The organism is Hymenobacter nivis (genome assembly GCF_006439025.1).
In the GTDB taxonomy this organism is placed as follows: Bacteria; Bacteroidota; Bacteroidia; order Cytophagales; family Hymenobacteraceae; genus Hymenobacter; species Hymenobacter nivis_A.
In genome coordinates this window covers 43480-67098 of record NZ_RCYZ01000015.1, presented here as the reverse complement: position 1 = coordinate 67098, position 23619 = coordinate 43480, and the positions used below count along the sequence as shown (strand labels likewise).

At 67.0% G+C, this 23619-nt stretch carries 20 protein-coding genes and 1 riboswitch; of the genes, 14 read left to right on the top strand and 6 right to left on the bottom strand.

Annotated elements, in window-relative coordinates:
- Window positions 1-264 (bottom strand): transposase (locus EAH73_RS22285; RefSeq protein WP_140465441.1); only part of this gene is annotated, 264 nt, incomplete at its 3' end.
- A gap of 71 nt (window positions 265-335) precedes the next feature.
- Between EAH73_RS22285 and EAH73_RS22280 the strand changes: the two genes are divergently transcribed.
- Complete coding sequence (locus EAH73_RS22280) at window positions 336-710, top strand: hypothetical protein (protein ID WP_140469642.1); 375 nt, start codon at window positions 336-338, stop codon at window positions 708-710.
- Here the strand turns inward: EAH73_RS22280 and EAH73_RS22275 are convergent.
- A complete protein-coding gene (locus EAH73_RS22275) occupies window positions 690-2030 on the bottom strand; it encodes a cobyrinate a,c-diamide synthase (protein ID WP_140469641.1) in 1341 nt (446 codons plus the stop codon). The two genes, EAH73_RS22280 and EAH73_RS22275, sit on opposite strands and share 21 nt — an antisense overlap.
- Window positions 2031-2051: 21 nt before the next feature.
- On the opposite strand from EAH73_RS22275, the gene EAH73_RS22270 reads away from it, so the two are divergent.
- The 12 genes from EAH73_RS22270 to EAH73_RS22215 all read left to right on the top strand — a co-directional run bounded on the left by EAH73_RS22270 (window position 2052) and on the right by EAH73_RS22215 (window position 15339).
- Complete coding sequence (locus EAH73_RS22270; RefSeq protein WP_140469640.1) at window positions 2052-2597, top strand: AAA family ATPase; 546 nt, start codon at window positions 2052-2054, stop codon at window positions 2595-2597.
- Window positions 2598-2640: 43 nt separating this feature from the next.
- A riboswitch (cobalamin riboswitch) is annotated at window positions 2641-2841 on the top strand.
- An 89-nt stretch (window positions 2842-2930) separates the two neighbouring features.
- Entirely contained in the window at window positions 2931-4088 is a 1158-nt protein-coding gene (locus tag EAH73_RS22265) for an ABC transporter substrate-binding protein (protein WP_161599655.1), read from the top strand.
- Window positions 4085-5176 carry an iron ABC transporter permease gene (locus tag EAH73_RS22260; protein ID WP_240047371.1) on the top strand — a complete coding sequence of 364 codons (1092 nt, stop codon included), beginning with the start codon at window positions 4085-4087 and terminating at the stop codon, window positions 5174-5176. Before EAH73_RS22265 ends, EAH73_RS22260 begins: the two co-directional genes overlap by 4 nt.
- On the top strand, window positions 5176-6210 hold the full coding sequence (locus tag EAH73_RS22255) for an ABC transporter ATP-binding protein (RefSeq protein WP_140469638.1): 1035 nt from the start codon (window positions 5176-5178) through the stop codon (window positions 6208-6210). Before EAH73_RS22260 ends, EAH73_RS22255 begins: the two co-directional genes overlap by 1 nt.
- 69 nt (window positions 6211-6279) lie before the next feature.
- Entirely contained in the window at window positions 6280-8502 is a 2223-nt protein-coding gene (locus tag EAH73_RS22250) for a TonB-dependent receptor (RefSeq protein WP_140469637.1), read from the top strand.
- Between the two features lie 6 nt (window positions 8503-8508).
- Complete coding sequence (locus tag EAH73_RS22245) at window positions 8509-9012, top strand: bifunctional adenosylcobinamide kinase/adenosylcobinamide-phosphate guanylyltransferase (protein ID WP_140469636.1); 504 nt, start codon at window positions 8509-8511, stop codon at window positions 9010-9012.
- 117 nt (window positions 9013-9129) lie between these two features.
- A complete protein-coding gene (locus tag EAH73_RS22240) occupies window positions 9130-9750 on the top strand; it encodes a cob(I)yrinic acid a,c-diamide adenosyltransferase (protein ID WP_140469635.1) in 621 nt (206 codons plus the stop codon).
- Complete coding sequence (cobT, locus tag EAH73_RS22235; RefSeq protein WP_140469634.1) at window positions 9747-10802, top strand: nicotinate-nucleotide--dimethylbenzimidazole phosphoribosyltransferase; 1056 nt, start codon at window positions 9747-9749, stop codon at window positions 10800-10802. The genes EAH73_RS22240 and cobT overlap by 4 nt, the downstream gene beginning before the upstream one ends.
- Window positions 10803-11031: 229 nt before the next feature.
- A complete protein-coding gene (locus EAH73_RS22230; protein WP_140469633.1) occupies window positions 11032-11832 on the top strand; it encodes an adenosylcobinamide-GDP ribazoletransferase in 801 nt (266 codons plus the stop codon).
- Window positions 11829-12404 (top strand): alpha-ribazole phosphatase family protein, encoded by a 576-nt coding sequence (gene cobC, locus EAH73_RS22225; RefSeq protein ID WP_140469632.1) that lies wholly within the window; start codon window positions 11829-11831, stop codon window positions 12402-12404. Before EAH73_RS22230 ends, cobC begins: the two co-directional genes overlap by 4 nt.
- Window positions 12405-12507: 103 nt before the next feature.
- A complete protein-coding gene (locus tag EAH73_RS22220; protein ID WP_140469631.1) occupies window positions 12508-12864 on the top strand; it encodes a DUF4870 domain-containing protein in 357 nt (118 codons plus the stop codon).
- A 147-nt stretch (window positions 12865-13011) separates the two neighbouring features.
- Window positions 13012-15339: a S9 family peptidase gene (locus EAH73_RS22215; protein ID WP_140469630.1), complete on the top strand. Its 2328-nt coding sequence runs from the start codon at window positions 13012-13014 to the stop codon at window positions 15337-15339.
- A gap of 93 nt (window positions 15340-15432) precedes the next feature.
- Here EAH73_RS22215 and EAH73_RS22210 read toward each other — a convergent pair whose 3' ends face one another.
- The 4 genes from EAH73_RS22210 to EAH73_RS22195 all read right to left on the bottom strand — a co-directional run bounded on the left by EAH73_RS22210 (window position 15433) and on the right by EAH73_RS22195 (window position 22197).
- Entirely contained in the window at window positions 15433-17658 is a 2226-nt protein-coding gene (locus EAH73_RS22210; RefSeq protein WP_140469629.1) for a xanthine dehydrogenase family protein molybdopterin-binding subunit, read from the bottom strand.
- A 229-nt stretch (window positions 17659-17887) separates the two neighbouring features.
- Window positions 17888-18490 carry a DUF4136 domain-containing protein gene (locus tag EAH73_RS22205; RefSeq protein ID WP_161599654.1) on the bottom strand — a complete coding sequence of 201 codons (603 nt, stop codon included), beginning with the start codon at window positions 18488-18490 and terminating at the stop codon, window positions 17888-17890.
- Window positions 18491-18674: 184 nt separating this feature from the next.
- On the bottom strand, window positions 18675-19133 hold the full coding sequence (locus EAH73_RS22200) for a nucleoside deaminase (RefSeq protein WP_140469627.1): 459 nt from the start codon (window positions 19131-19133) through the stop codon (window positions 18675-18677).
- A 55-nt stretch (window positions 19134-19188) separates the two neighbouring features.
- On the bottom strand, window positions 19189-22197 hold the full coding sequence (locus tag EAH73_RS22195) for a PD-(D/E)XK nuclease family protein (RefSeq protein ID WP_140469626.1): 3009 nt from the start codon (window positions 22195-22197) through the stop codon (window positions 19189-19191).
- 198 nt (window positions 22198-22395) lie between these two features.
- Here EAH73_RS22195 and EAH73_RS22190 point away from each other — a divergent pair, with 198 nt between their 5' ends.
- Window positions 22396-23589: a sulfite oxidase gene (locus EAH73_RS22190; RefSeq protein WP_140469625.1), complete on the top strand. Its 1194-nt coding sequence runs from the start codon at window positions 22396-22398 to the stop codon at window positions 23587-23589.
- The last annotated feature ends 30 nt before the right edge of the window (window positions 23590-23619 follow it).

Here is a 23619-nt window from a genome sequence, read left to right as displayed (position 1 = left end):
GTGCAGGGCATCGTTTTGCTGCACGGCTGCCAGCACCCGGGCCCACACCCCGGAGGCGGTCCAGCGCTGGAAACGCGTGTACGTCGTGTGCCAGTTGCCCCAGGCGGCGGGCAGCGCCCGCCACCGGCAGCCGTTGCGGGCCAGCCAAAGCACCGCTTCTACGAAGCGCCGATTGTCCTGGCCGCGGCCCCCGCTCGTGCCCTCCCGGCCGGGCAACAGCGGCGCGATGCGCGCCCACTGCGCGTCTGTCAACAGGTAATCCATGGCCCAAATTAATAATCACTGTTAACACCTCCTAAGTAGTAGGTTGAATTAATTAGCTCAAAAATTTGCCTGTGTTGAACTATTTTTTCTACTGCTTTTATTGCCTCGCTTCAGCAAAAAGATTTGACCGGGCGGAGGCGGCGGTGACTGTATTAGCTTTCTTATTAGGGTCTTTATTAATTGATATCTACACGATTATTGCGGCCACATTCGTTAGCAAAGTTCAATTTAAGCCGGTTCTTATTATCCTTGTTTTAGCGATGGAATGGTGGATTCACCGCATTTATTTCCGTCCGAAACTATACGAAAAAATGGTGGCGCGCTACGCACAAGGCGAGCCGCATCGGTTGCGGTATGCTTTGGCAGGCGTAGTATTACTTTTGGTCATTATTTTCCTGCCTTTTTTGGTGTTAAAAACTAATTATTTATTGCGGGCTAGCCATTGAAAATAGCTGCTCGATAAACGCCGCGTCCTCGCCCCAGTACAGGTGCACGTAGGAGGCCCACACGTTGCCCTGGCGGTAAATTTCTGCCGCCACCGGGGCCCCTTTGGCGCTGGTGATGCGCGCCGGTTCGTGGCTTAGGCCGTGGTCTTCTAGAGATGAATAGTGGAACTCATGGCCTTTGACGATCAGGTCGTTCCACGCCACGGCGCGGTAGCCGAGGGTCATTTTCGCGTTTTGCATCGATGTGGTGCAGGGCAGGGCCCCCACCATCGCAAAGGCCTGGCCCGCGGCGTCGATGATTTCGCGGCCCAGGTACATGAGGCCGCCGCACTCGGCGTAGGCCCGGCCGCCGCGGGCGCAGTAGGCGGCCACGCTGGCGCGCATGGCCGCGTTGGCACTGAGGGCTCCGGCGAACAGCTCGGGGTAACCGCCGGGCAAGTACAGGAAATGGGTGCCGGCGGGTAGGGCCGCGTCGGCCAGCGGGCTGAAGTAGGTGACGGTACCGAGCCGGGCCAGCGCGTCCAGGTTTTGGCCGTAGGTGAAGGTGAAGGCCGCGTCGCGGGCCACGGCGATGCGGCGCGGCTGGGGGCCCTGGGCGGCGGGCGGGGCAGGGGTCCCGGGCGCGGTGGTACTGGTCAGGGCCAGCAGGCGGTCCACGTCCACGGTGGCGGGGAGGGCCTCGGCCAGGGCTTCGGCAATGACCTCGTACTGAAGGTTGGCATCGATGGACAGGCCCAGGTGGCGCGAGGGGATGGCAAAGGCCGGGTTTTTAGGTAGATAGCCCAGGGCTTCTACGCCCACGTCGGCGCAGGCTTCGCGCAGAAACTGGTAGTGCGAAGCGGTATTCACGAAGTTGAACAGGGCCCCCACCAGCCGGATGCCGGGGTAAAAATTCTTAAACCCGAACAGCAGCGGCGCCACCGAGTAGGCCATTGCGCGGGCATCGACCACCAGAATGACCGGGATATTCAGCAGCTCGGCCACGGCGGCGGCGCTGCCCGCCATGCGGTCGGCCCCGTCGAAAAGGCCCATCACGCCCTCCACCACGGCCGCGTCGGCGGGGGCGAGGTAGCGGGCGTAGGTGGCCTGCGCGTGCGCTGCCGAGGCCATGAACAAGTCGAGGTTGAGGCTGGGGCGGCCGGCGGCCTGGGCGTGGTGGTGCGGGTCGAGGTAGTCGGGCCCGCACTTGAAGGGCTGCACCACCAGGCCGCGCCGGGCCAGCACCCGCAGCAGGCCCAGCGTGAGGGTGGTTTTGCCGCTGCCGCTGCTGGGCGCGGCAATCAGGAACTGCGGTTTGTGGGAAGCGGCGGAATCGGGCACGGCAGGTACTTTTGGCGTTCGATGCAAACAAAAATGCCCCTCTACGTCATCTCCGGGGGCCCCGGGGCCGGCAAAACTACGCTGCTGGGGGCCCTGCGTGCCGCCGGCTTCGCGGGGGCCGACGAGGTGTCGCGCCGGCTCATCCAGGAGCAGGTGGCGCTGGGCAGCGGCCGGGTGCCGTGGCACGATTTGGCCGGCTTTGCCGAGCTGGCGCTGGCCCGCATGGTGGCTGATTACGCGGCCGCGGTGCGGCGCGGCGGCGTTACGTTTTTCGACCGGGGCCTGCCCGACATCATTGCCTACCTGGACGTGGCGGGGCTGCCCGTGCCGGCGCACTACTACGCCGCGGCGGCGGCGCACCCGTACCAGGCACCGGTATTTCTGGCGCCGCCGTGGGCCGAGATTTACGTGAACGACGCCGAGCGCTGGCAGACGTTTGCCGAGGCCACGGCGCTGCACGGGGCCCTGCGGCGCACCTACCAGCGGTTGGGTTTTGCGGTGCTGGAATTGCCCAAAACCACGGTGGCGGCGCGGGTGGCCTTTGTGCGGGCGGCGGCCGGATTGTAGGCGGCGTTGGGGCCCTGGGCGCCGGTGGCCAATAATTCGGCCTACCTTTGCGCCAGCAAATGGTAATCGTTTCCGCGGTGCGGGACGGTTTGAAAAGGGAAGCCGGTGTAATTCCGGGACAGTCTCCGCTGCTGTAACCCCCTCACCAATTGGCCGATACCTGGCGCCACTGTCCCCTGCGGGATGGGAAGGCCATCGGCCGATGGGGGAAGTCAGAAGACCTGCCGCTTGCTTCATACAGTCACAGCTTTCGGTAGAAAGGCTCGTCGTACCATGCCCCACCCCCCGCTTCCCGCCGGCCGAGCCGGCGGCGCATCTCCCCTTTTTTCTGTTTTGCGCACCGGCGCGCTGCTGGCCCTGCTGTTGCTGGGGCCCCGGCTGGCCGGGGCCCAGGCCGCGGCCCCAACCGCTGCGCCCAAAGCCGCCGCTGGGGCCCTACGCGGGCGCACCACGGTGCAATATGCCAAGGGCTTCACCATCAGCTACGTGGCGGGGGGCAAGCTGGTCACCATCCTGAGCCCGTTCGAGCAGAAAACCACGGCCACGCGCTACCTGCTGGTGCCCCGCGGGGCGGCGCGCCCGGCCGGGTACGCCGATGCCCACGTCATCGAAACGCCGCTGCGTAGCCTCGTGGCCTTGTCGTCGATGCACGTGGCGCTGGCCGATTTTCTGGGGGCCGCCGACCTGGTAGTGGGCCTGGGTAGCTTCAAGTACGCCTCGGCCCCGGCGGTGCGGGCGCGCATCGCGGCTGGCAAAGTCTACGAAGTGGGCCAGGGCAAAGAACTTAACAACGAGCAGCTTATTGCCCAGCACCCCGACCTGGTGATGGCCACCGGCTGGCCCGGCGAGGGCCTGGCGCGCTTCCAAACTCTGGAGGCCGCCGGCGTGCCCGTCATGATCAACTCGGAGTGGGTGGAAACCACGCCCCTGGCCCGCGCCGAGTGGGTGAAAGTGCTGGCCGCGCTGCTGAACCGGGAGGATTTGGTGAACCAGCGCTTCGACAAAGTGGCCCATTCTTACAACCGCCTGGCCGCCCTGGGCCACCAAGCGGCCGAGCGGCCCAAAGTGGTTATCGGCCTGCCGTTCAAGGACGTGTGGTACGTGCCCGATGCCGACAGCTACCTCACGCAGTTCCTGCGCGACGCGGGCTGCACCTACGCCTGGGACCAGGCCCGGGCCCCCAGCGGCAGCCTGGCGCTGTCGTTCGAAACCGTGGCCCCCGTGGCCCTCGCCGCCGACTACTGGCTGCAAACCGGCACCGCCGCCGCCAAGGCCGACATCGTGGCCCAGGACGCGCGCTACGCCGCCTTCGTGCCCTTCAAAACCAACCGGGTGTACAACAACAACCGCCGTACCAACGCCCAGGGCTCCAACGACTACTGGGAATCGGGGGCGGTGCGGCCCGACCTTGTGCTGTCGGATTTGATCAAAATCCTGCACCCCGAGCTGCTGCCCGCCTGGCAGCTCTACTACTACCAGTGGCTGAAGTGAGCACCGCCCAACTCGCGGCCGCGCCGGGGGCCCTGGCGGCGGTCGGGCGGCGGCGCACGGCCTGGCTGCTGGCCCTGGCGGGGCTGGTGGCCCTGGGCTTTGTGCTCGACATTGCCCTGGGCCCCGTGCGCATCCCGCTGGCGGCGGTGGTGAAGATTTTGCTGGGCCAGTCGGCCGACAACCCGGCGTGGGCGTTCATCGTGCGCGAAATCCGGTTGCCCAAAGCCCTCACGGCCCTGGCCGTGGGCAGCGGCCTGGCCGTGAGCGGCTTGCAGATGCAAACCCTGTTTCGGAATCCGCTGGCGGGTCCCTCGGTGCTGGGCCTCACGGCGGGCGCGGGGCTGGGCGTGGCCGCCGTGATGCTGGCCGGGGGCAGCGGCGCGGCGGGCGGCCTGGCCATCCGGGCGCTGGGCGTGGGCGGCAGCTGGGGCCTGGTGCTGGCCGCTACCGCCGGCGCGGCCCTGGTCATGGCCCTGGTGCTGGCCCTCTCGGCCCGGGTGCGCGACAACGTGGTGCTGCTCATCGTGGGCCTGATGGTGAGCAGCGTGGCCGGGGCCGTGGTGGGCCTGTGGCAGTACTTCAGCGCCCCCGAGCAGATTCAGGAATATTTGCTCTGGACGTTCGGCTCGCTGGGCGGCGTGGTGGGGCCCCACCTGGCGGTGCTGGCGGCCGTGGTGGCGGCGGGCCTGGGCCTGGCCTTCGCCTCGGCCAAGCCGCTGAACGCCTTATTGCTGGGCGAAAACTACGCCCGCAGCATGGGCCTGGCGGTGGGCCGGGCGCGCACGCTTATCATTCTCAGTACAAGCCTATTGGCGGGGGCTATCACGGCGTTTTGCGGGCCGATTGGCTTCGTGGGCATCGCCGTGCCGCACCTCACCCGGGGCCTGCTGCGCACCGCCGACCACCGCGTGCTGCTGCCCGGCGCCTGCCTGGTGGGGGCCGCCCTCACGCTGGGCTGTGACTGCCTGGCCCAGCTCCCCGGCAGCCAGGCCGCCCTCCCGCTGAGCATCGTCACGGCCTTGCTGGGGGCCCCGGTGGTGCTGTGGGTGGTGCTGCGCCGCAACAACATCCGCTCGTCGTTTTCCTGATGGCCACGCCCCAACACCCTGCGCCGCTGCTGACCGCCGAGGACCTGGCGGTGGGCTATTTCCTCAGCAAAAAGATGCCCCGCCCGGTGGCTGGGCCCCTGCGCCTGGCCCTGTGGCCCGGCGAGCTGGTCTGCCTGCTGGGGCCCAACGGCGCGGGCAAAAGCACGCTGCTGCGCACGCTGGCCGGGTTGCAGCCCCCACTGGGCGGGCGGCTTGAACTGGGCGGCCGGCCGCTGGCGGCGATGGGGGCGGCCGAGCGCGCCCGCCAGCTCAGCGTGGTGCTCACCGACCGCGTGGACGCCGGCAACCTGGCCGTGCGCGAGCTGGTGCGCCTGGGCCGCCACCCGCACACCGGCTGGCTGGGCGGCCTCTCGGCACACGACGAAGCCCGGGTGCAAGCCGCCCTCGAAGCCACCGGCACCGAAGCCTTTGCCGACCGCCCGGTGGGCGAGCTGAGCGACGGCGAGCGCCAGAAAGTGCTGCTGGCCCGCGCCCTGGCCCAGGACACGCCGGTGGTGCTGCTCGACGAGCCCACGGCCCACCTCGACCTGCCCAACCGCGTGGCCCTCATGCGCTTGCTGCACCAGCTGGCCCGCGCCACGGGCAAGGCCATCCTGCTCTCGACCCACGAGCTGGACCTGGCCCTGCAGGCCGCCGACCGCGTGTGGCTGCTGCCCGCCGACGGGGCCCTGCGCACCGGCACGCCCGAGGACCTGGTACTGAGCGGGGCCTTCGCCGCGGCGTTTGCGCGGGAGGGGCTGGCCTTCGACGCGGCCACCGGCACGTTTGCCCTGCACGCGCCCACGGGCCCCCCGGTGCAGCTGGTGGGGGAGGGGGCCGCCGCGTTCTGGACGCGCCGGGCCCTGGAGCGCGCCGGTTTTGTGCCCACCCTGGGCCCCGCCGCCCTGCGCGTGACCGCGCCCGCCGGCCCCGGCCCGGGGCCCTGGCTGAGCCAGGTGGCCGGCCAGGCCAGCGCGTCCCACGCCACCGTCGAGGCGCTGCTGCTAGCGCTTAACCAAGTAAATAATAACTAAGCGGTTGGTCAAGCGGCCGGCCGCTAAACTCCTAGAATTTAATTCTATAACAATCCCTTCCGCTTACCCATGAAAAAACGTTCTTTACCCCAACGAAACCGCGCACGGCGCATTGAAATTCGGCTGGTGCTGGGCACGGTGCTGCTGGCCGGCACGGTGCGCGGGGCCCAGGCCCAGGCGCTAACTGACAGCCTTCAGCGCCAAAACCTTAACGAGGTGGTGGTGACGGCTTCGCGGGCCGCCACGCCGCGCAACCAGGTGCCGCAGCAAATCCAGGTCATTAGCCAAAAAGACATCCAGCAGACCCCGGCCGCGGAATTTACCGATGTGTTGAAGAAGAATGCCTCGGTGGACATCGTGCAGTACCCCGGGCTGCTGGCCGGCGTGGGCATCCGCGGCTTCCGGCCCCAAACCGGCGGCCTCAACCTGCGGACCCTGCTGCTGGTGGACGGCCGCCCCGCCGGCACCAGCAACCTCGCCACCCTCGACCTGGGCGGCGTGGAGCGCGTGGAAGTGCTCAAGGGCCCCGCCTCGGCCCTGTACGGCCCGCAGGCCATGGGCGGCGTGGTGAACGTGATTACCCGGCAGTCGCGCGGGGCCATCCGCAGCTCGATTTTCGCCGAGTACGGCAGCTACCAGACGGTTAAGTTTGGCGGCGCCACGGGCGGCAACCTCACTAAAAAGCTCGATTTTGACTTGTCGGCGGGCTTTTTTAACCGCGACCGGGACTACAAGCTGGGCGGCAACGGCATTTTTCGCCGCGCCCTCGACGCCGGCAGCGCCACCCAATACTTCGCCGACGGCACTACCAAAACCGTGGCCGACACCCGCGGCGACAACCAGCGCCGCGACTACACCAAGCTGAAATATTACTCGGGGGCCCTGCGCCTGGGCTACCAGCTAAGCGAAAAATGGCGCGTGGACGTGCGCGGCGAGCTGTTTCGGGCCCCCACGGTGCAGTCGCCGAACGACATTTTCTACGGCAACCTCAGCCCGTCGAGCAAAGACATTGAGCGCGGCAACCTCGACCTGAGCGCCACCGGCAACTACGCCAACCACCAACTGTTTGTGCGCGGCTACACGTCGAAGGAAACCAATAACAACAACACGCTCAGCGACTTCAACGACAATCCCATCCCGGTCTACCGCTCCTACCAGAGCCAGTACCTCTGGAAAGGTTTGCAGGCCAAGGACGTTATTACGCTGGGCCGCCAGCGTATTACGGTGGGCATCGACCACAACGAGGCCACCAGCAACGCGCAGGTGTTCAACCCCAACGGCTCCAACGGAACGCCCTACAGCCCGAATTATGAGCTGAACACGACCGGTATTTATGCCCAGGGCCAGCTCAACTTCTTGGCCGACAAGCTAATTGTGACGCCGGGCGTGCGCTACGACTTCATCACCTACAACGTGAAGCAGACCGACCTGCTCACCACCTTCACGCCGGGCAAGAAAACCAACCCGTTCTTCAGCCCCAGCCTGGGGGCCCAGTTTGCCCTCACCGACGGCCTGCGGGTGCACGCCACCGTGGGCCGCGGCTACGTGACGCCCGACGCCTACAACGTGGCCGGCTTCTCGCAAACCGCGCCCAACGCCACCCGCCAGGTGGCCATCACGCAGGGCAACGCCGACCTGAAAAACGAGAGCAGCGTGACCTACGACGCTGGCCTGCGCTTCGGCAAGGCCACGTCGGGCTTCTCGGCCGATGCCACGTTCTTTTCCACCCGGGTCACGAACCGCATCACGACCCGCACCGCCAACCCCGTGGGCGAAACCACCGCCGAGGGCTACGCTGTGCGCTCGCGCACCACTTACGTGAACGCCAACGACAGCCAAATCAGGGGCCTGGAGGCCGAGGCCGGCTACGACTTCGGCACCATCACCGGGGGCCGCTACCTGCTGCGCGTGTTCGCCGGCGGCACCAGCATCTTCAAGGCCCAGGACGTGACCAACAACGTGAACGGCACCCGCACCGTGCGCGACGTCTTCAACGTGGCCAAGCTAAACGGCAATCTGGGCGTGGCCTTCGATAGCTACCAGGGCATCACCGCCCGCCTCGCCGGCCACTACGTGGGCCGCCGCCGCGACACCGATTTCACCGACCTGGCCTCGCCGCAAGTGCTGTACCCCGAGTACATGACCGTGGACTTTTCGGCCGGCTACACCGTGGCCAAGAAGCACACCTTCTCGCTGCTGGTGAACAACCTCACCAACGAAAACTACTACGAAAAGCGCGGCTACAACATGCCCGGCCGCAATTTCGCCGGCCGCTACACCATTGCATTTTAAGGCCCCGTGCTGACCTATATTTCTGGCGGGCAGCGCTCAGGCAAGAGCCGCTACGCCCAGGAGCTGGCCCTGTCGCTCAGCCCCAGCCCCGTGTACCTAGCCACCTCGCGGGCCTGGGACGACGACCACCGCCAGCGCATTGCCCGGCACGTAGCCGACCGCGATGCCCGCTGGTCGACGCTGGAAGAGGAAAAATACGTGAGCCGCCTCGATTTGGCGGGCCGCACCGTGGTGTTAGATTGCGTCACGCTTTGGCTCACCAATTTCTTCACCGACGCGAAATACGATGTTGAAACAACGTTGCACGAAGCAAAAGCCGAGTTTGATAAACTGATGCAACAACATTGCAATTTGATTATCATCTCCAACGAAATCGGGATGGGCCTGCACGCGCCCACCGAGGCCGGCCGCAAGTTTGCCGACCTGCAAGGCTGGCTGAACCAGCACATTGCCCAGCGCGCCGACCGCGCCATTTTCATGGTTTCGGGCCTGCCGCTGGTGGTAAAGTAAATGCACTATTGCGTGTACCGTCAAGCTGTGCTTGACCTCGCCCTAGGGCCCATAGGGCAAGGCCAAGCACAGCTTGGCGATACACGCAATAATAACGAACGAGATTAACCAACCCCTATGAAAATCTACACCAAAAAAGGTGATGCCGGCACCACCGGCCTGTTTGGCGGCTCGCGCGTGCCGAAAGACGATGTGCGCGTGGAGTGCATGGGCGACCTCGACGAGGCCAACTCCACTCTGGGCCTGCTGCGCGTGAAGCTGGGGCCAGAGCACGAATGGCAGCCTAACCTCCACAAAATCCAGAAGGATTTGATGGACATGATGTCGCACCTGGCGCGCCCTTCCGATACCAAAAAGGTTAATAGCAATCCGCTGCCCACCGAAGGGGCCCAGGAGTGCGAGGCGTGGATTGACGCACTGGAAGGCGCCATGACGTCGCCTTCCGACTACTTCCTGCTGCCGGGCGGCAACGAGATTTCGGCCCTCTGCCACGTGGTGCGCACCCAGATGCGCCGCGGCGAGCGCCGCCTGGTGAGCCTGATGGCTACCGACGCCGTGCACCCCGCCATCCCGGCCTATATCAACCGCCTCTCGGACCTGTTTTTCACCTTGTCCCGCGCCGAGATGGACAAGGCCGGCGTGGCCGAAGAGAAGTGGCAATTGTTTCTCTACAAGCGCTTTGGCAGCGCGCCCGCCCCAGCTGTACCCGCGGCTCCCGCCGAGCCCACCGCTGAATGAGCTGGCACATCGCCGCCCCCGACGGGACCCTGGCCGCCGCCATTGAGCGTAAGATTGACACCAAAACCAAGCCCCTGGGGGCCCTGGGGCAGCTGGAAGCCCTGGCCCGGCAGGTGGCGCTGGTGCAGCAAACGCTAACGCCGCAGCTGCGCCGGCCGCACGTGCTGGTGTTTGCCGCCGACCACGGCATTGCCCGGGCCGGGGTGAGCCAGTACCCACCCGAGGTGACGCACCAGATGGTGCGCAACTTCGCCGGCGGCGGGGCGGCCATCAACGTATTCTGCCGCCAGAACGGCCTGGGCCTCACCATTGTGGACGCCGGCGTGCGCGGCTCCTTCGCTGATTTGGGCGACGCCGTGCGCGACGAGAAAATAGCCGAGGGCACCCAGAGCTTTGCCCAGGGCCCCGCCATGACGGCCGCGCAGTGCGCCGACGCCCTGGCCCGCGGCGCCTGCTTGGCCGACGAGCTAGGCGCCGCCGGCTGCAACGTGCTGGGATTGGGGGAGATGGGCATCGGCAATACGTCGGCCGCGGCGGTGCTGATGCACGTGCTGACTGGCCGGCCGCTGGCCGAGTGCGTGGGCCGCGGCACCGGCCTCGACGCGGCCGGCCTGGCCCGCAAGCTGGCCGTGCTCGCGCAAGCCGTGGGGGCCCAGCCCGTGGATGCGGCCGACCCGCGGGCGGTGCTGGCCACGTTCGGCGGCTTCGAGATTGCGCAGATGGTGGGGGCCCTGCTGCGCGCCGCTGAGCACCGGATGCTGCTGCTGATTGACGGCTTCATTGCTTCGGCGGCGCTGCTGGTGGCGGCGCGGCTGGTCCCGGAAATTCTCGCTTACTGCGTGTTTTGCCACGAATCGGACGAGCAGGGGCACCGCCTGCTGCTGGCCGAACTGGGTGGCCGGCCGCTGCTGCGCCTGGGCCTGCGCCTGGGCGAGGGCACTGGCTGCGCCCTGGCCTACCCGTTGGTGCAAGCCGCCGTTAATTTCCTGAACGAAATGGCCTCGTTCGAGAGCGCGGGCGTGAGTGACGACTCCGGCACGGCAGCGGGTTGAATCTATTTAATAGATGAGTCGGTTTTAATTAATAATAGCTATGCAGCGCGCAGTACTTCTTCCGCCTACATTAATTAATAGCCTTGTTCTTGAGTTAGAAGAAATGTCACGTAGAGCGTGATGAAGCATCTTTTCCACGTAGCTAATTATTATTTTCTGCCGTGGCAGAGATACTTCGCTGCGCGCTGCATAACGTTTTAGATAAATAGCAAATCACTTTAATTAATTCATGCCCGATTCTTGGCCGCGCTGCCAGTTGCGCCTGTTGCTGACGGCGGTGATGTTTTACACGCGGCTGCCTGTGCCGCGCTGGGTGGGGCACGCCGACGACCAGCTTAGCCAGGCCACGGTGTACTTCCCGCTCATTGGGTGGCTGGTGGGCGGGGTGGCGGCGGGCGTGTACTGGGCGGCAGCGCAGCTGTGGCCGCCGCTGGTGGCCGTGCTGCTGAGCACCGGCGCAGGCGTGCTACTCACCGGCGCGTTCCACGAAGACGGGCTGGCCGATACCTGCGACGGCTTCGGCGGGGGCTGGACGCGAGAGCGCATCCTCACCATCATGAAGGACAGCCGCGTGGGCACCTACGGCGTGGTGGGCCTGGGCTTGGTGCTGGCCATTAAAGTGGCGGCGCTAGCCGGGGCCCCTGGGCCGCGCGCCGGGGCCCTATCGGTGCCCGCGCTGCTGCTGGTGGCGCACCCGCTGAGCCGGCTGGTGGCCGCCACCTTCGTGCGCACGTTGCCCTACGCCCGCGCCGACCTGGCCGACGGCAAGGCCAAACCCATTGCGCAAAGCCTGCCCACCGGCCGGCTGGCCGCGGCCGCGCTGCTGGGGCTGCTGCCACTGCTGGCCGTGGCGGCCTGGCAGCGGCAACCCGCGCTGCTGCTGGTGCTGGGGCCCCTGGCGGTGCTGCAAGTGGTGCTGGGCCGCTGGTTCAAGAAGTGGCTGGGCGGCTACACCGGCGACTGCCTCGGCGCCGCCCAGCAGCTGGCCGAAGCCTTGATTTACCTTGTGTTGACTGCTCATTTGCTATGATTATCTACCTCATCCGCCACACCGCCGTGCAGGCCCCCGGCATTTGCTACGGCCACCACGACGTGCCCCTGGCCGACACCTTCGCCGCCGAAGCCGCGGCGCTGCGGGCCAAATTGCCCCCCGCGCCGGCCGGTGGCTACCGCACCTACAGCAGCCCCGCCGCCCGCTGCCGGGCTCTGGCCGAGGCCGTGACGAGTAATTATACCCTCGACGAGCGACTGCGCGAAATGCACTTCGGGGCTTGGGAAAACCGCCTGTGGGCCGACTTGCCGCGTGCCGAAACCGAGCCCTGGATGGCCGACTATGTAACGCTGGCCCCGCCCGCCGGCGAAACCTTCGGGGCCCTGCAACGGCGCGCCACGGCCTTCCTGGCCGAGTTGGCTGCGCGCACCGACAGCGCCGATGAGGGCCCCGTGCTAGTGTTCACCCACGGCGGCACCATCCGGGCGATGCTGGCTCATTGCCTCGAAATGCCGCTGCGCAACGCTTTCCAGCTGCGCATTGATTACGCCTCGGTGACCAAAATTGAGCAGCAGCACGGCAAATGGAACGTGCTGGCCACGAACGGGTAACCGGACGACTGAGCCCGCGGTGGTGGTTGGGTAAATAGTAAAATATTTATGCTTTAATTGCTGCGCGCTGCCACCGTTGCCCGCGCTTAGCCCGCCGCCTGCCATGCAAACCGTACCGCCTTCCGAAGTAGAAACCCGCCAGTGGGCCACGTTCTTGCACTTGTCGCTGCTGGCGGGGCTGGTGGTGCCGGGGGCGGGGTTTGTGCTGCCGGTGGTGCTGTGGCAGCTCAAGAAAGACGAGCTGCCCGGCCTCGACGCACACGGCAAAGTAGTGGCCAACTGGCTCATCAGCGCCCTTATCTACGGCGCGGTAGCCGGGGGCCTGTGCTTCGTGCTGGTCGGCTTCCCGCTGCTGGGCATCCTGGCGCTGCTGGCGTTCATCTTCCCCATCATCGGGGCCCTGAAAGCCAACGACGGCGTAGTGTGGGCCTACCCGCTGGCCATCCGCTTCTTCTCCTGAGAGGCTGCTTAGCCGAGGTAGATGCAGGAAATCCCAGGCGCTGCCTGCCCGTTTTTGAGCTTGAATAGCTCAAAAGAACCGTGTGGGGCCCCGGCCACGGCATTCCATAATACCTTGCGGCCAGAATTTTGGTCCTCAAGTAATTTCATGCACAAGTATTTCCTGGCCCTCGCCGCGGGGGGCTTTTCGGTGGCTGCGGCCGCGGCCCAGCCGCTGCCCGCCCTCACGGCCCAAGACTACGCCCGCGCCGAGCGCGCCCTGGCCTACAACACCCAGCCGCTGGTAGACCACGGCCCCGTGGAGCCACACTGGCTGGCCAACGACCGGTTTTGGTACCGCACGCTGACGGCCCAGGGCAGCGAGTTTGTGCTGGTAGACCCCGCCCGCCGCACCCGCACCCCGGCCTTCGACCAGGCCCGGCTGGCCGCCGCGCTGTCGGCCGCCACTGGGCAGCAATACACCGGGGCCCGGCTGCCGTTCCGCAGCATCACGTTTTCGCCCGATGAAAAGTCGGTTTCCTTTGCCGTGAAAGGCAAAAGCTGGCAGTACGACCTAGCAAGCGGGCAGGTGAGCGCCGCGCCCGCGCCCGGGGCCCCCAGCCCCAACGCGGCCAACGAAATTGCGTCGCCCGACGGGCGGCTGGCGGCCTACATCAAGGACAACAACCTGTGGGTGCGCGACACGAAAACCAACCAGGCCACCCCGCTCACCACCGACGGGGCCCCCAACTACGGCTACGCCACTGACAACGCCGGCTGGACCCACAGCGACAAGCCCATCCTGGAATGGTCGCCCGACTCGCGCAAAATTGCCACCTTCCGGCAAGACCAGCGCCGGGTGAGCGATGCGTACCTGGTGCCCACCGCCGTGGGCCGGCCGACCCTGAAAACGTGGAAGTACCCGCTGCCCGGCGACCAGGACATTGCCACCATTGAGCGGGTGATTGTGGAGGTGAGCCCGGCCCGGGTGGTGCGCCTGCAAGTGCCGCCCGACCCGCACCGCGGCTCGCTCTCCGATGATATTTCCAGCAGCGGCACCTTTGACGATGTGGACTGGGCCCCGGACGGCGCGCAGCTGGCGTTCGTGTCCACCTCGCGCGACCACAAGCAGGAGAAGTTCCGGGTGGCCGACGCCGCCACCGGGGCCGTGCGGGAGGTGTTTGAGGAAACTGTGCCCACGCAGTACGAGTCGGGCCAGCGCGCCATTAACTGGCGCTACCTGCCCAAAACCAAGGAGGCCATCTGGTACTCGGAGCGCGACAACTGGGGCCACTTGTACTTGTACAACGCCGCCAATGGTAAGGTCAAAAACCTGATTACCAAGGGCGATTACGTGGTGACGCAGCTGCTGCGCGTGGATGAGCAGAAGCGCCAGCTCTACTTCCTAGCCGATGGGCGCGAGCCGGGCAACCCCTACTTCACCCACTTCTACCGCGTGGGCTTCGACGGCAAGGGGCTGAAGCTGCTCACGCCCGAAGCCGGCAACCACCGCGTGGAGCCGTCGCCCTCGGGCCGCTACTTCGTGGATAATTACTCGCAGCCCGACCGCCCCGGCGCCACCACGCTGCGGAGCGCCGACGGCCAGCTGCTGGCCACGCTGGAAAAAACCGACATCTCCCGCCTCACCGCCACCGGCTGGAAGGCGCCCACGCCCATCACCGTGAAGGACCAGGACGGGCGCGACGACCTCTACGGCCTGATGTTCACGCCCAGCACGCTGGACCCGGCCCGGAAGTACCCCATCATCAACTACATCTACCCGGGGCCCCAGGGCGGCGGCGTGGGCAACTGGTCGTTCAGCGCGGCGCGCAACGACAACCAGGCGCTGGCCGAGCTGGGCTTCGTGGTTGTCGTCATCGAAGGCAGCTGCAACCCGCTGCGCGCCAAGAGCTACCACGACGCCTGCTACGGCCACATGGAGGCCAACACGCTCGCCGACCAGGTAACGGGCATGCGGCAGCTGGCCCAGAAATATCCGTACATCGACCTGGAGCGGGCCGGCATCTGGGGGCACTCGGGCGGCGGCTACGCCACGGCGGCGGCCATGTTCCGCTACCCCGATTTCTTCAAGGTTGGCATCTCGGAGTCGGGCAACCACGAGAACCGCAACTACGAGGACGACTGGGGCGAACGCTACATCGGCCTGCTCACCAAGAACGCCGACGGCACCAGCAACTACGACGCCCAGGCCAACGCGCCCCTGGCCAAGAACCTGAAAGGCAAGCTGATGCTGGCCCACGGCCTGATGGACGACAACGTGCCGCCCGTCAACACGATGCTGGTGGTGGACGCGCTCATCAAAGCCAACAAGAGCTTCGACCTGGTGGTGTTCCCCAACGCCGCCCACGGCTACGGCGCCGACTCGCCCTACATGATGCGCCGCCGCTGGGACTACTTCGTGCAGAACCTGGCCGGCGCCACGCCCCCGCACGACTACGAAATGCAGCCCAAACCCGACCCGCGCAACGGCGGGTAGCTAGGATAGCGGCGAACCAACGGTTGACAAGAATAGGGGCCCCGAAACGCGAAAAACTGCGTTCCGGGGCCCCTATTCTTGTCAACCGTTGAGCTAGCTCACGCCGCCGCCCAGCAGCTTATCGGGCGTAATGGGCAGCTCGCGCACCCGGATGCCGGTGGCGTGAAACACGGCGTTGGCCACGGCGGCGGCGAAACCGATGAGGCCGATTTCGCCCAAGCCCTTGGCCCCGATGGGGTTGAGCACGGGGTCGGGTTCGTCGAGCAGGATGACGTCGATGGCGGGCACGTCGGCGTGGGTGGCGAGGTGGTACTCGGAGAGGTTGTGGTTCACGAAGCGGCCGTAGCGGTGGTCGAGCACGGCGTCCTCCATCAGGGCCATGCCGATGCCCCACGTGACGGCCCCCAGCACCTGGCTGCGGGCGGTTTTGGGGCTGATGACCCGGCCCGCGTCGATGGCCGACACCACCCGCGCCACGCGCACCTCGCCGGTGCGGGCGTGCACCAGCACCTCCACAAAGTGGGCCGCGAACGATTTGCCCGAATTTTCCTTGGCCTCGGGGCCCGGCTTGGCCTCCTGCGTCACCTCCAGGCCCGGCAGGCCGTGGAGGCGCAACAGTTCAGTGAAAAGCACGCGGCGGCCCGGGTCGCGGGCTTCGTACAGGGCCCCGTTCTCAGCCACCAAATCTTCCACCCTGGCCGGGCCAAACTGCGAGCGGCCCGTTTGCACCGCCAGGGCCCTGAGCTGCTGCTGCAGCGCCGTGCAAGCCGCGTGCACCGCCGTGCCCACCGAGGCCATGGTGTGCGAGCCAAATTGACCCGCCGAGGGCGGCAAGGCCGAGTCGCCCAGCTCGAACGTGATTTTATCGGGGGCAATGCCCAGCGCCGCGGCGGCCACCAGCGTCATGGCCGTGGCCGTGCCGGGGCCCGCGTCGGCGGTGCCGCTTTGTACCAGCAGCGTGCCGTCGGGGCGCAGCAGGGCGCGGGCGGTAGCGGGGGCCCGCTCGGCTTTGTAGATGCCCATGGCCATGCCCCAGCCCACCAGGTAGGGCCCCTGGCGCATCGTGCGCGGGGCGGCCGGCCGCTGCTTCCAGCCGAAGCGCTCGGCCCCCTGGGCGTAGCATTCGCGCAGGCGGTTGCTGCTCCAGGGAAGGTTTTTTTCGGGGTCGGCGGGGGCGAAGTTCTTGAGACGCAGGGCCAGCGGGTCCATGTTCAGGGCGTAGGCCAGCTCATCCATCGCCGACTCGATGGCGAACGAGCCGCTGGCCTCGCCGGGGCCCCGCGTCCAGCAGGGCGTGCTCAGGTCGAGGGGCACCACGCGGTAGCGCGCGTCGAGGTTGGGGCAGGCGTAGCCGGTTTTGGTGGGGTGCAGCATGCGCTCCGCGAACAGCTCGTAGCGCGAGCTGCTGCCGTGGCCCAGGTGAGTGATGCCCACCAGCGTGCCGTCGTGCTGGGCCCCCAGGCCCACCTGCTGCACCGAGCTGGGCCGGTAGCCCACCATGTTGAATTCCTGCTCGCGGCCCAGCATCACCTGCACCGGGCGGCCCACCTTTTTGGCCCCCAAAATGGCCGCCACCTCGAGCGGCCAAATGCGCGACGCCCCCCCGAACGCCCCGCCCACGAACGGCGAGTGCACCCGCACCTGGCTTTCCGACAGCCCAAACATGCGCATCAGGTCCTGCTGGGCCAGCTTGGGGGCCTGGGTTTTGTTGTACACTGTCAGCCGCTCGCCCTCCCACAGGGCCACCGCGGCGTGGGTTTCCATCGGGTTGTGCACCTGAATGGGCATGCGGTACTCCGCAAAAATGTGCACCGGGGCCCCGGCGTATGCCCCCGCTTGGCCGCGCAGGTAGTCGGGCTCCTGCTTGGCCAGTTGGCCGTCGGCCAAGTGGGCCCCCAGGTCGGTTTGGGGCGCGGCCGCCTCGTAGCGCACCCGCACCAGGGCGGCGGCGTGCTGGGCCTGCTCCAGGGTTTCGGCCACGGCCAGCGCCACCGGCTGGTTGCTGAAGTGGATCTGGTCGTCGTAAAAAATCTTAATTTCCTGGCCCTCCACCCGGTCGTTGTGGTTGGCCGTGGCGCTGCCATAGGCCGGCACTTTGGGCGAATTCAGGTGCGTGAGTACGGCCAGCACGCCCGGGGCCCGTTCGGCCGCCTTGGTGTCGATGCTTTTGATGCGGCCCCGGGCGATGGCGCTGGTGGCCAGCACGCCGTAGGTGCAGCCGGGCACGCGGTGCTCGGCGGCGTAGCGGGCCTGGCCGGTCACTTTCAGGCGGCCATCGACGCGGCTCGGGGCGGGGGGGAAGGGCGGTTGGGTAGCCACAAGTAGTGGGAACGGAGTGGGTTGATGGGTATCGGGCAACGCAGCGGGGCACCGAGCTACGCCCAGCTTTGCCGCGGGGCGCCTGCGCAAAACCGGATTCGGTTCAGCAGCCCCGCCGCGTGGCCCGGCAGCCTTACACCAACCCGGGGCCCCGTCAAGTCAATTATCCGCCAAGAAGCTCCGCCGGCTGCCACGCGAAGCGGGCAAGCCGGCGGGGCCCCCTGGGGCCCTACGACTTCTTTTCCGCAACCGGAAACTTGTCGAGGATGTCCTTGGCCACGCGGCTGAACTCGGTGCCCAGGCGGCCGGGGTCGCTGATGGGGTCGGCAATGGAGCCGCGCCACACCAGGTTGTTGGTGCGGGCGTCGATGAAGTCGATGATCAGTGTACCCTCGTTATACTGCTCGGTATGCGCCGTTTGGTAGTAGCTGGGCGTGTACCAGTAGCCGTAGTTAATGGGCAGGAAACCACCGCGGTACGACACGGCGTAGGGATAAGCGTAGCCGTACCCCGGCTGGGTGTTGTACACGGTGCGCTCGGCCTGCTCCACGTAGGTGTGGGTGGTAACGAGCAGGTTGGGCCGGCCTTCCGTCTGCCGCAAGCCGCGCTTCACCAGTTCGCCGGCAATGGCCTGCTTGATTTTGTCCTGCGCAATGGGGCTGTGCAGCAGCGGGTTGTCGTCGCCGTTGGTTTTCACCTTCATGTCGGCAAAATCGAAGGTGCGGTACTTGGTGAAATCGACGTTGGCGCGTTGCTCCACGTTCACGGTGGGGGCGCAGGCCGTGGCGCCCAGCGACAATGCCACGACTGCCGCTAATAATATCCGTTTCATGTAATTAAATCTGAAATGAATGATGCCCTTCATACTGGTTCTGCCGCCGCCAGGTTCCTGCGGAGCTTGCGCAGCGCCTCCTTTTCCAAGCAGGCGGGGGCCCCGTAAAGCACCAGGGCCCCGGCGGCCCGGCCACTGAAGCCGGGCCGCCGGGGCCCTAATTTTCGCAAGCCAACCGGCTGGCCTACAGCTCCATGATGTCCTCGTTCCAGAGCGTGGGCTCGGCCGCGATGAACTCGTTCATCAAATCCACGCACTCCTGCAAGTCGAGGATGACGACCTCCACGCCGTGGCTTTCCAGGAATTCCTTCGACTCGCCGAACGTGCGCGACTCGCCCACCACGACCTTCGGAATTTTGAACTGCACAATGGTGCCGGCGCACATGTAGCAGGGCATCAGCGTGGTGTACAGCACGGTGTCGCGGTAGGTGCGCTGGCGGCCAGCGTTCATCAGCGCGTCCATTTCGCCGTGCTTGATGGCGTTGTTTTCTTGCACGCGCTTGTTGCGGCCGCGGCTCACGAGCTGGCCGTTGCGCACCAGCACCGAGCCGATGGGAATGCCGCCCTGCGCGCGCCCCATCCGGGCTTCGTCGATGGCGGCTTGCATGAATTCGTCTTTAGCAGCAGTGTTTTGGTCGGACATAAAAGAAGGCAATGGGGCCCCCAGGGGGCGGGATGAAACAGGCTGGGAAGAAAAGCTACCGGGCGCAAATGCCGCGGTAGTCGCAAAACTCGCACTTGGCGAAGTCGTCGGTTTTGCGGATGGGCTCGGCGGGGTCGAGGATTTTGAGTACGATTTTCGTGATTAACTCCTCGGACGTTTTTACGAAATCCTGGCCTTCACTGGTCAGAAACGACAAGTCGGCGGAGAGCAGGCCGGCGTCGAGGTTGCGCATCGAGACGATGGCGGTGTTGGCGGTTTCGCGCTTTTCGGTGCTGGCCAGCATGAAGCGGTAGAGCCAGAGCTGGCGCACCTTATCGGCGCTGCTGCTGGCCTCCGTAAGCAGGCGCTCGGTGGCTTCGGCGGGCGAGTAGCGGTTGCGGTAGCCACTCAGGTTTAGCTCGTTGGCATCGACGAGGCCGGTTTTGTAGTCCACCACCCGCAGGCGGCCGTCGGGGAGCTGGTCCACGCGGTCGGCCATGCCGAAGAGGCGCACGGCCAGCTCGCCCGCGCCGGGCACGTCCACGAATACGGTAGCGGCCAGGGGTTTTTCGAGGCTGAACAGGCGCAGCGGCAGGCCTTCGCGGGTGGGCAGGCCCTGGAGGTAGCGTGCCACGAGGCGCGCGGCCACCTGGCCGTACACGTGGTTGAGGCCCTCGTCGGGGCGGGCGTAGCGCTCGGTGTCGTCCTGGCGCAGGGCCCTGGTTACCTCGGCGGGCACCTGGGCGAGCAGGGCGGGCAGGTCGGCTTCGGTGAGGGCGCGGGCGTCTTGCTCGAAGGGGCGGAGCAGGTTCTCCAGCGCCGCGTGCACCATCGTGCCGAAGCTGCTGGCTTCCAGGGTTTCCTCCACCTCCTCGTTCTGATGGAAGCGGGCCACTTTGGAGAAGTAAAACCGCAGCGAGCAGGCCAGAAAGTCGTTCAGGCGCGAGGGCGAAATGTTGCGCTCCAGCACGCCGCGCAGGGCCCCCAGCAACTCCTCGTCCTTCTCCAGCACGAAGTCGCCGGCGTAGCTGGCGGTAGCTTCGGCAGTGTCGGCCACGGCCACGGTCAGGTCGTCCACCGTCAGCAGCGGGTTTTGGGGCCGCAGGTCGTTTTCGAGCTGAAGCAAAAACCGGCTGCGCTCGCCGCTTTTGGTGCCCTCGGCGCCGGGCAGCACGTGCACCAAGTCCACGCGCTGGGCCCGTTGCAGCAAGCGCCAGAAGTTGTAGGCCGTGCCGGCCTCGGCGTCTACGTTGGTGGGCAGGCCGAATTCCTGGAGCACGTCGTAGGGGAACAGCGACTGCTGGCGCTTGGGCGCGGGCAGCACGCCCTCGTTGCAGCTCAGGATGATGACGTGGTCAAAGTCCAGGGCCCGGGTTTCGAGCAGGCCCATCACCTGCACGTCGGCCAGCGGCTCGCCGGCGAAGGGCAGGCGCGTGCGGCCCATCTGCTCGTACAAAAACCGCCGGAACGAGGCCACCGACAGCCGCTGCTCGCGGCAATCAAAGGCCGAATCGAGTTGCTTGACCAGCGTATAAAACAGGTACAAGTACTCGGCGCCAAGGGCCGGCTCGTGGTCGGGGCTGGGCTTTTCGGCCGCGTACACCTGGTGCAGCAGGTCAATCAGCGCGTAGCAGGCCTTGATGATGTCGTCGCAGTTGTTCCAGGTTTGGAACAGGGCTTCGAGCAGCGGCTGGTGCTTGCCCAGGGCCAGCAAGTCGGTGGCGGGCAGCAGCACGGCGTTCAGGCGCACGATTTCGCGGCACACGTGGTCCAATATGCCGTGGTACTGCTCGTCGGGCTGCTGGTTGAGCCAGAGCTGGTAGCGGCGCAAAAACGGGTGGGCCAGCAGCTTGCTCACCGCCAGGTGGTGGTAGCGGGGCACGCCGTAGCCGGTTTCGGCGCTGCCCTCCCGGATGCCGGTGAGGTGCACCTCGAACAGCAAATCGACCAGGTTGAAGAGCGGCGTGGCCTGGAAGCTCAGGCCCATCGTCACGTTGTAGGCGGGCACGGCGTCGGGCGGCAGGCCGTGGAGCACGGGCAGCAGCAGGGTCTCGTCGGGTAGCACCACGGCCACGGTGGCGGTGGGGTAGTCGCGGCGGGCTTCGGCCAGGAGCTGGCCGGCCAGCTTGCCCTGCATGCTGGGGTTGGCCACGCCCAGCAGGCGCACGTGGTGGGCGTGGCCGCGCAGCCACTCGGTGCCGCCGCCCAGGGCCCCCAGCGGCAGGTCCCACTTTTTGGCGTACTGGCGCAGGTGCTGGCCGGCGCGGTTGGGCGAGTCGGGGGCGAGGTAAAACGGGTCGCCGTCGAAGCGCAGCTCGGCGCGCCCGGCCCGGTAGAGCAGGCGGATGAGTTTCTCCTCGGCCTTCGACAGGTTGCCCAGGCCCACGAACACGTGGCGGGCCACGGCCGGGGCCCCCGGGTCGGCGTCCAGCGCGTCGAGGCGCTTCTGCAACTTCTTCACGGCCAAGCGGTAGGCCAGGCCGGGGTAGGCGAGGTGCTGGGCCAACATGCGGCGCTTCAGCTCGCGGTACACCTTTTCGAGCTGGTCCCAGAAGCTGAACGCGCGGCCCGCCAGGTGGCTGCGCTCGGGCAGGGCCTCCAGCTTCCAGCGCTCCAGGGCCTTGGCTTGGCTAAGGTACTCGAACACCTTGCGCGGCTGGGCCAGGTTCTGGTCGAGGTTGGAGAAGTCGTTGAGCAGCAGGCCCGACCAGCCCACGAACCGGTCGAAGTTCAGGCTCGTGTCGTAGCCCTTCAGGATGTCGTAGAGCAGCAGCTGCAGGGCAATGGGCTCCTCCACCTGCACGCCGGCCAGCTCCACCATGTAGTCTTCCATGGCCGCCACGCGCGGGGCCCACAGGGCCTGGCCGGGCGGCAGGGCCAGGGCCAGCTCGTTCTTGAGGTACACCACGGCGCGGCGCGTGGGCACCACCACCACCAGCTCCGAAAGCTCGTCGTCGGGGCCCGCGCCGTAGCGCTCCAGCAGGTGGCGGGCCGTGTCGGCCAGGAACGTGGCGGTGGCGGCAGGGGCGGGGGCAAGCAGAACGGCGGGGGCAGCGGCGGGCATCGGGCAGGGCAGCGGTTGGGGCCGGCAAGGTACGGCCAGTGGCGGTGGGGCCCTGGTAACAGCCGGCGCGGCGCGGGCGTTCGGGGTGCCGTGCGTTCGTGGGCTTGCGGGCGGTGGGGCCATTTTTTAGGGCCCCGGGCCGTGCGAATCACCAATGCCCGGCCGGGCCGTTGCTGCAAATCGCCCTACCTTGCTTCCATGCAAAAAACGACCAATCCATTGGCCGAAGCCGACGCTGCGCCGGGCGCCGAAACTAGCCCCCGCTCCGTGCCCGACGGCCCGGCGCCGGCAGCGGGCCCCCACGGTGCGGCGGCGCCCGCCGCCAACCGAAGCACTTTCCCGGGCCTCATCACCCGCGAGCGCGAGCCGATGAACTTGGAACTCCCTTTCCCTACGCTGGAGGAGTGGCTGGTGCCCAATAACCGCTTCTACGTGCGCAGCCATTTCCCCATCCCCGCGCTGGAGGCCACCGCCTGGCAGCTCAGCATTGAGGGCGAAGTGCAAAACCCCCTAAAAATCGGCTACGACGAGTTGCGCAAGCTACCGGCCAGAACCGTAACCGCCACCTTGGAGTGCGCCGGCAACGGCCGCGCCCGGCTGGCCCCCAAGGCCAAGGGACTGCTCTGGGAGCAGGGCGCCGTGGGCAATGCCACTTGGACCGGCGTGCCGCTAGCCGCGCTGCTGGAGCGGGCCGGGGTGAAGACCGGGGCCCTGGAAGTCGTGGTTGAAGGCGCCGACCAAGGCACGGTGGCCGACGAGCCCAAGTCGCCGGGCGCCATCCACTTTGCCCGCAGCCTGCCGCTGGCCAAGGCCCGCCAGCCCGAAGTGCTGGTGGCCTACCTCATGAACGGCCAGCCCCTAGCCCCCGAGCACGGCTTCCCGGTGCGCTTGGTGGTGCCGGGCTGGTATGGCATGGCTTCGGTGAAGTGGCTTAGCAAACTGACGGTGAGCGCCGTGCCCTACGCCGGCTACTGGCAGACGCTGGAGTACGCATATTGGCAGCGCACGCACGGCTTGCCCACCCTCACGCCCGTGGCGGAGATGCAGGTGAAGGCCGAAATTGCTCGCCCGGCCCTCTACGAAGTGGTGCCCGCCGGCCAGGCCTACCGCGTGTTTGGCGCGGCCTGGACGGGCGAGAGCGATGTGGTCCGCGTGGACGTCAGCACCGACGATGGCCACACCTGGCAGCCCGCCCAGCTGCTCGACGCCGCCGTACCCTTCGCCTGGCGCCTCTGGGAATTTGCCTGGATGCCGCCCGTCGCGCCCGGCCGCTACACCCTGCGGGCCCGCGCCACCGACGGCGCCGGCCGCACCCAGCCCACCGGCCACGACCCCGACCGCCGCAACTACATGATCAACAGCATCACGGCCGTAGAAATTATTGTGCAGTAGCGGCTGGCAGCCGGCGCCGGCAGGGCCCCC

Excerpts from the sequence above, each read along its gene's own strand:
- EAH73_RS22190 (WP_140469625.1), top strand. The coding sequence starts at position 22,396 with ATGCAAAAAACGACCAATCCATTGGCCGAAGCCGACGCTGCGCCGGGC.
- EAH73_RS22255 (WP_140469638.1), top strand. The coding sequence starts at position 5,176 with ATGGCCACGCCCCAACACCCTGCGCCGCTGCTGACCGCCGAGGACCTG.
- EAH73_RS22230 (WP_140469633.1), top strand. The coding sequence starts at position 11,032 with ATGCCCGATTCTTGGCCGCGCTGCCAGTTGCGCCTGTTGCTGACGGCG.
- EAH73_RS22215 (WP_140469630.1), top strand. The coding sequence starts at position 13,012 with ATGCACAAGTATTTCCTGGCCCTCGCCGCGGGGGGCTTTTCGGTGGCT.
- EAH73_RS22195 (WP_140469626.1), bottom strand. The coding sequence starts at position 22,197 with ATGCCCGCCGCTGCCCCCGCCGTTCTGCTTGCCCCCGCCCCTGCCGCC.
- cobC (WP_140469632.1), top strand. The coding sequence starts at position 11,829 with ATGATTATCTACCTCATCCGCCACACCGCCGTGCAGGCCCCCGGCATT.
- EAH73_RS22240 (WP_140469635.1), top strand. The coding sequence starts at position 9,130 with ATGAAAATCTACACCAAAAAAGGTGATGCCGGCACCACCGGCCTGTTT.
- EAH73_RS22220 (WP_140469631.1), top strand. The coding sequence starts at position 12,508 with ATGCAAACCGTACCGCCTTCCGAAGTAGAAACCCGCCAGTGGGCCACG.
- EAH73_RS22270 (WP_140469640.1), top strand. The coding sequence starts at position 2,052 with ATGCAAACAAAAATGCCCCTCTACGTCATCTCCGGGGGCCCCGGGGCC.
- EAH73_RS22205 (WP_161599654.1), bottom strand. The coding sequence starts at position 18,490 with ATGAAACGGATATTATTAGCGGCAGTCGTGGCATTGTCGCTGGGCGCC.
- EAH73_RS22200 (WP_140469627.1), bottom strand. The coding sequence starts at position 19,133 with ATGTCCGACCAAAACACTGCTGCTAAAGACGAATTCATGCAAGCCGCC.
- EAH73_RS22250 (WP_140469637.1), top strand. The coding sequence starts at position 6,280 with ATGAAAAAACGTTCTTTACCCCAACGAAACCGCGCACGGCGCATTGAA.
- cobT (WP_140469634.1), top strand. The coding sequence starts at position 9,747 with ATGAGCTGGCACATCGCCGCCCCCGACGGGACCCTGGCCGCCGCCATT.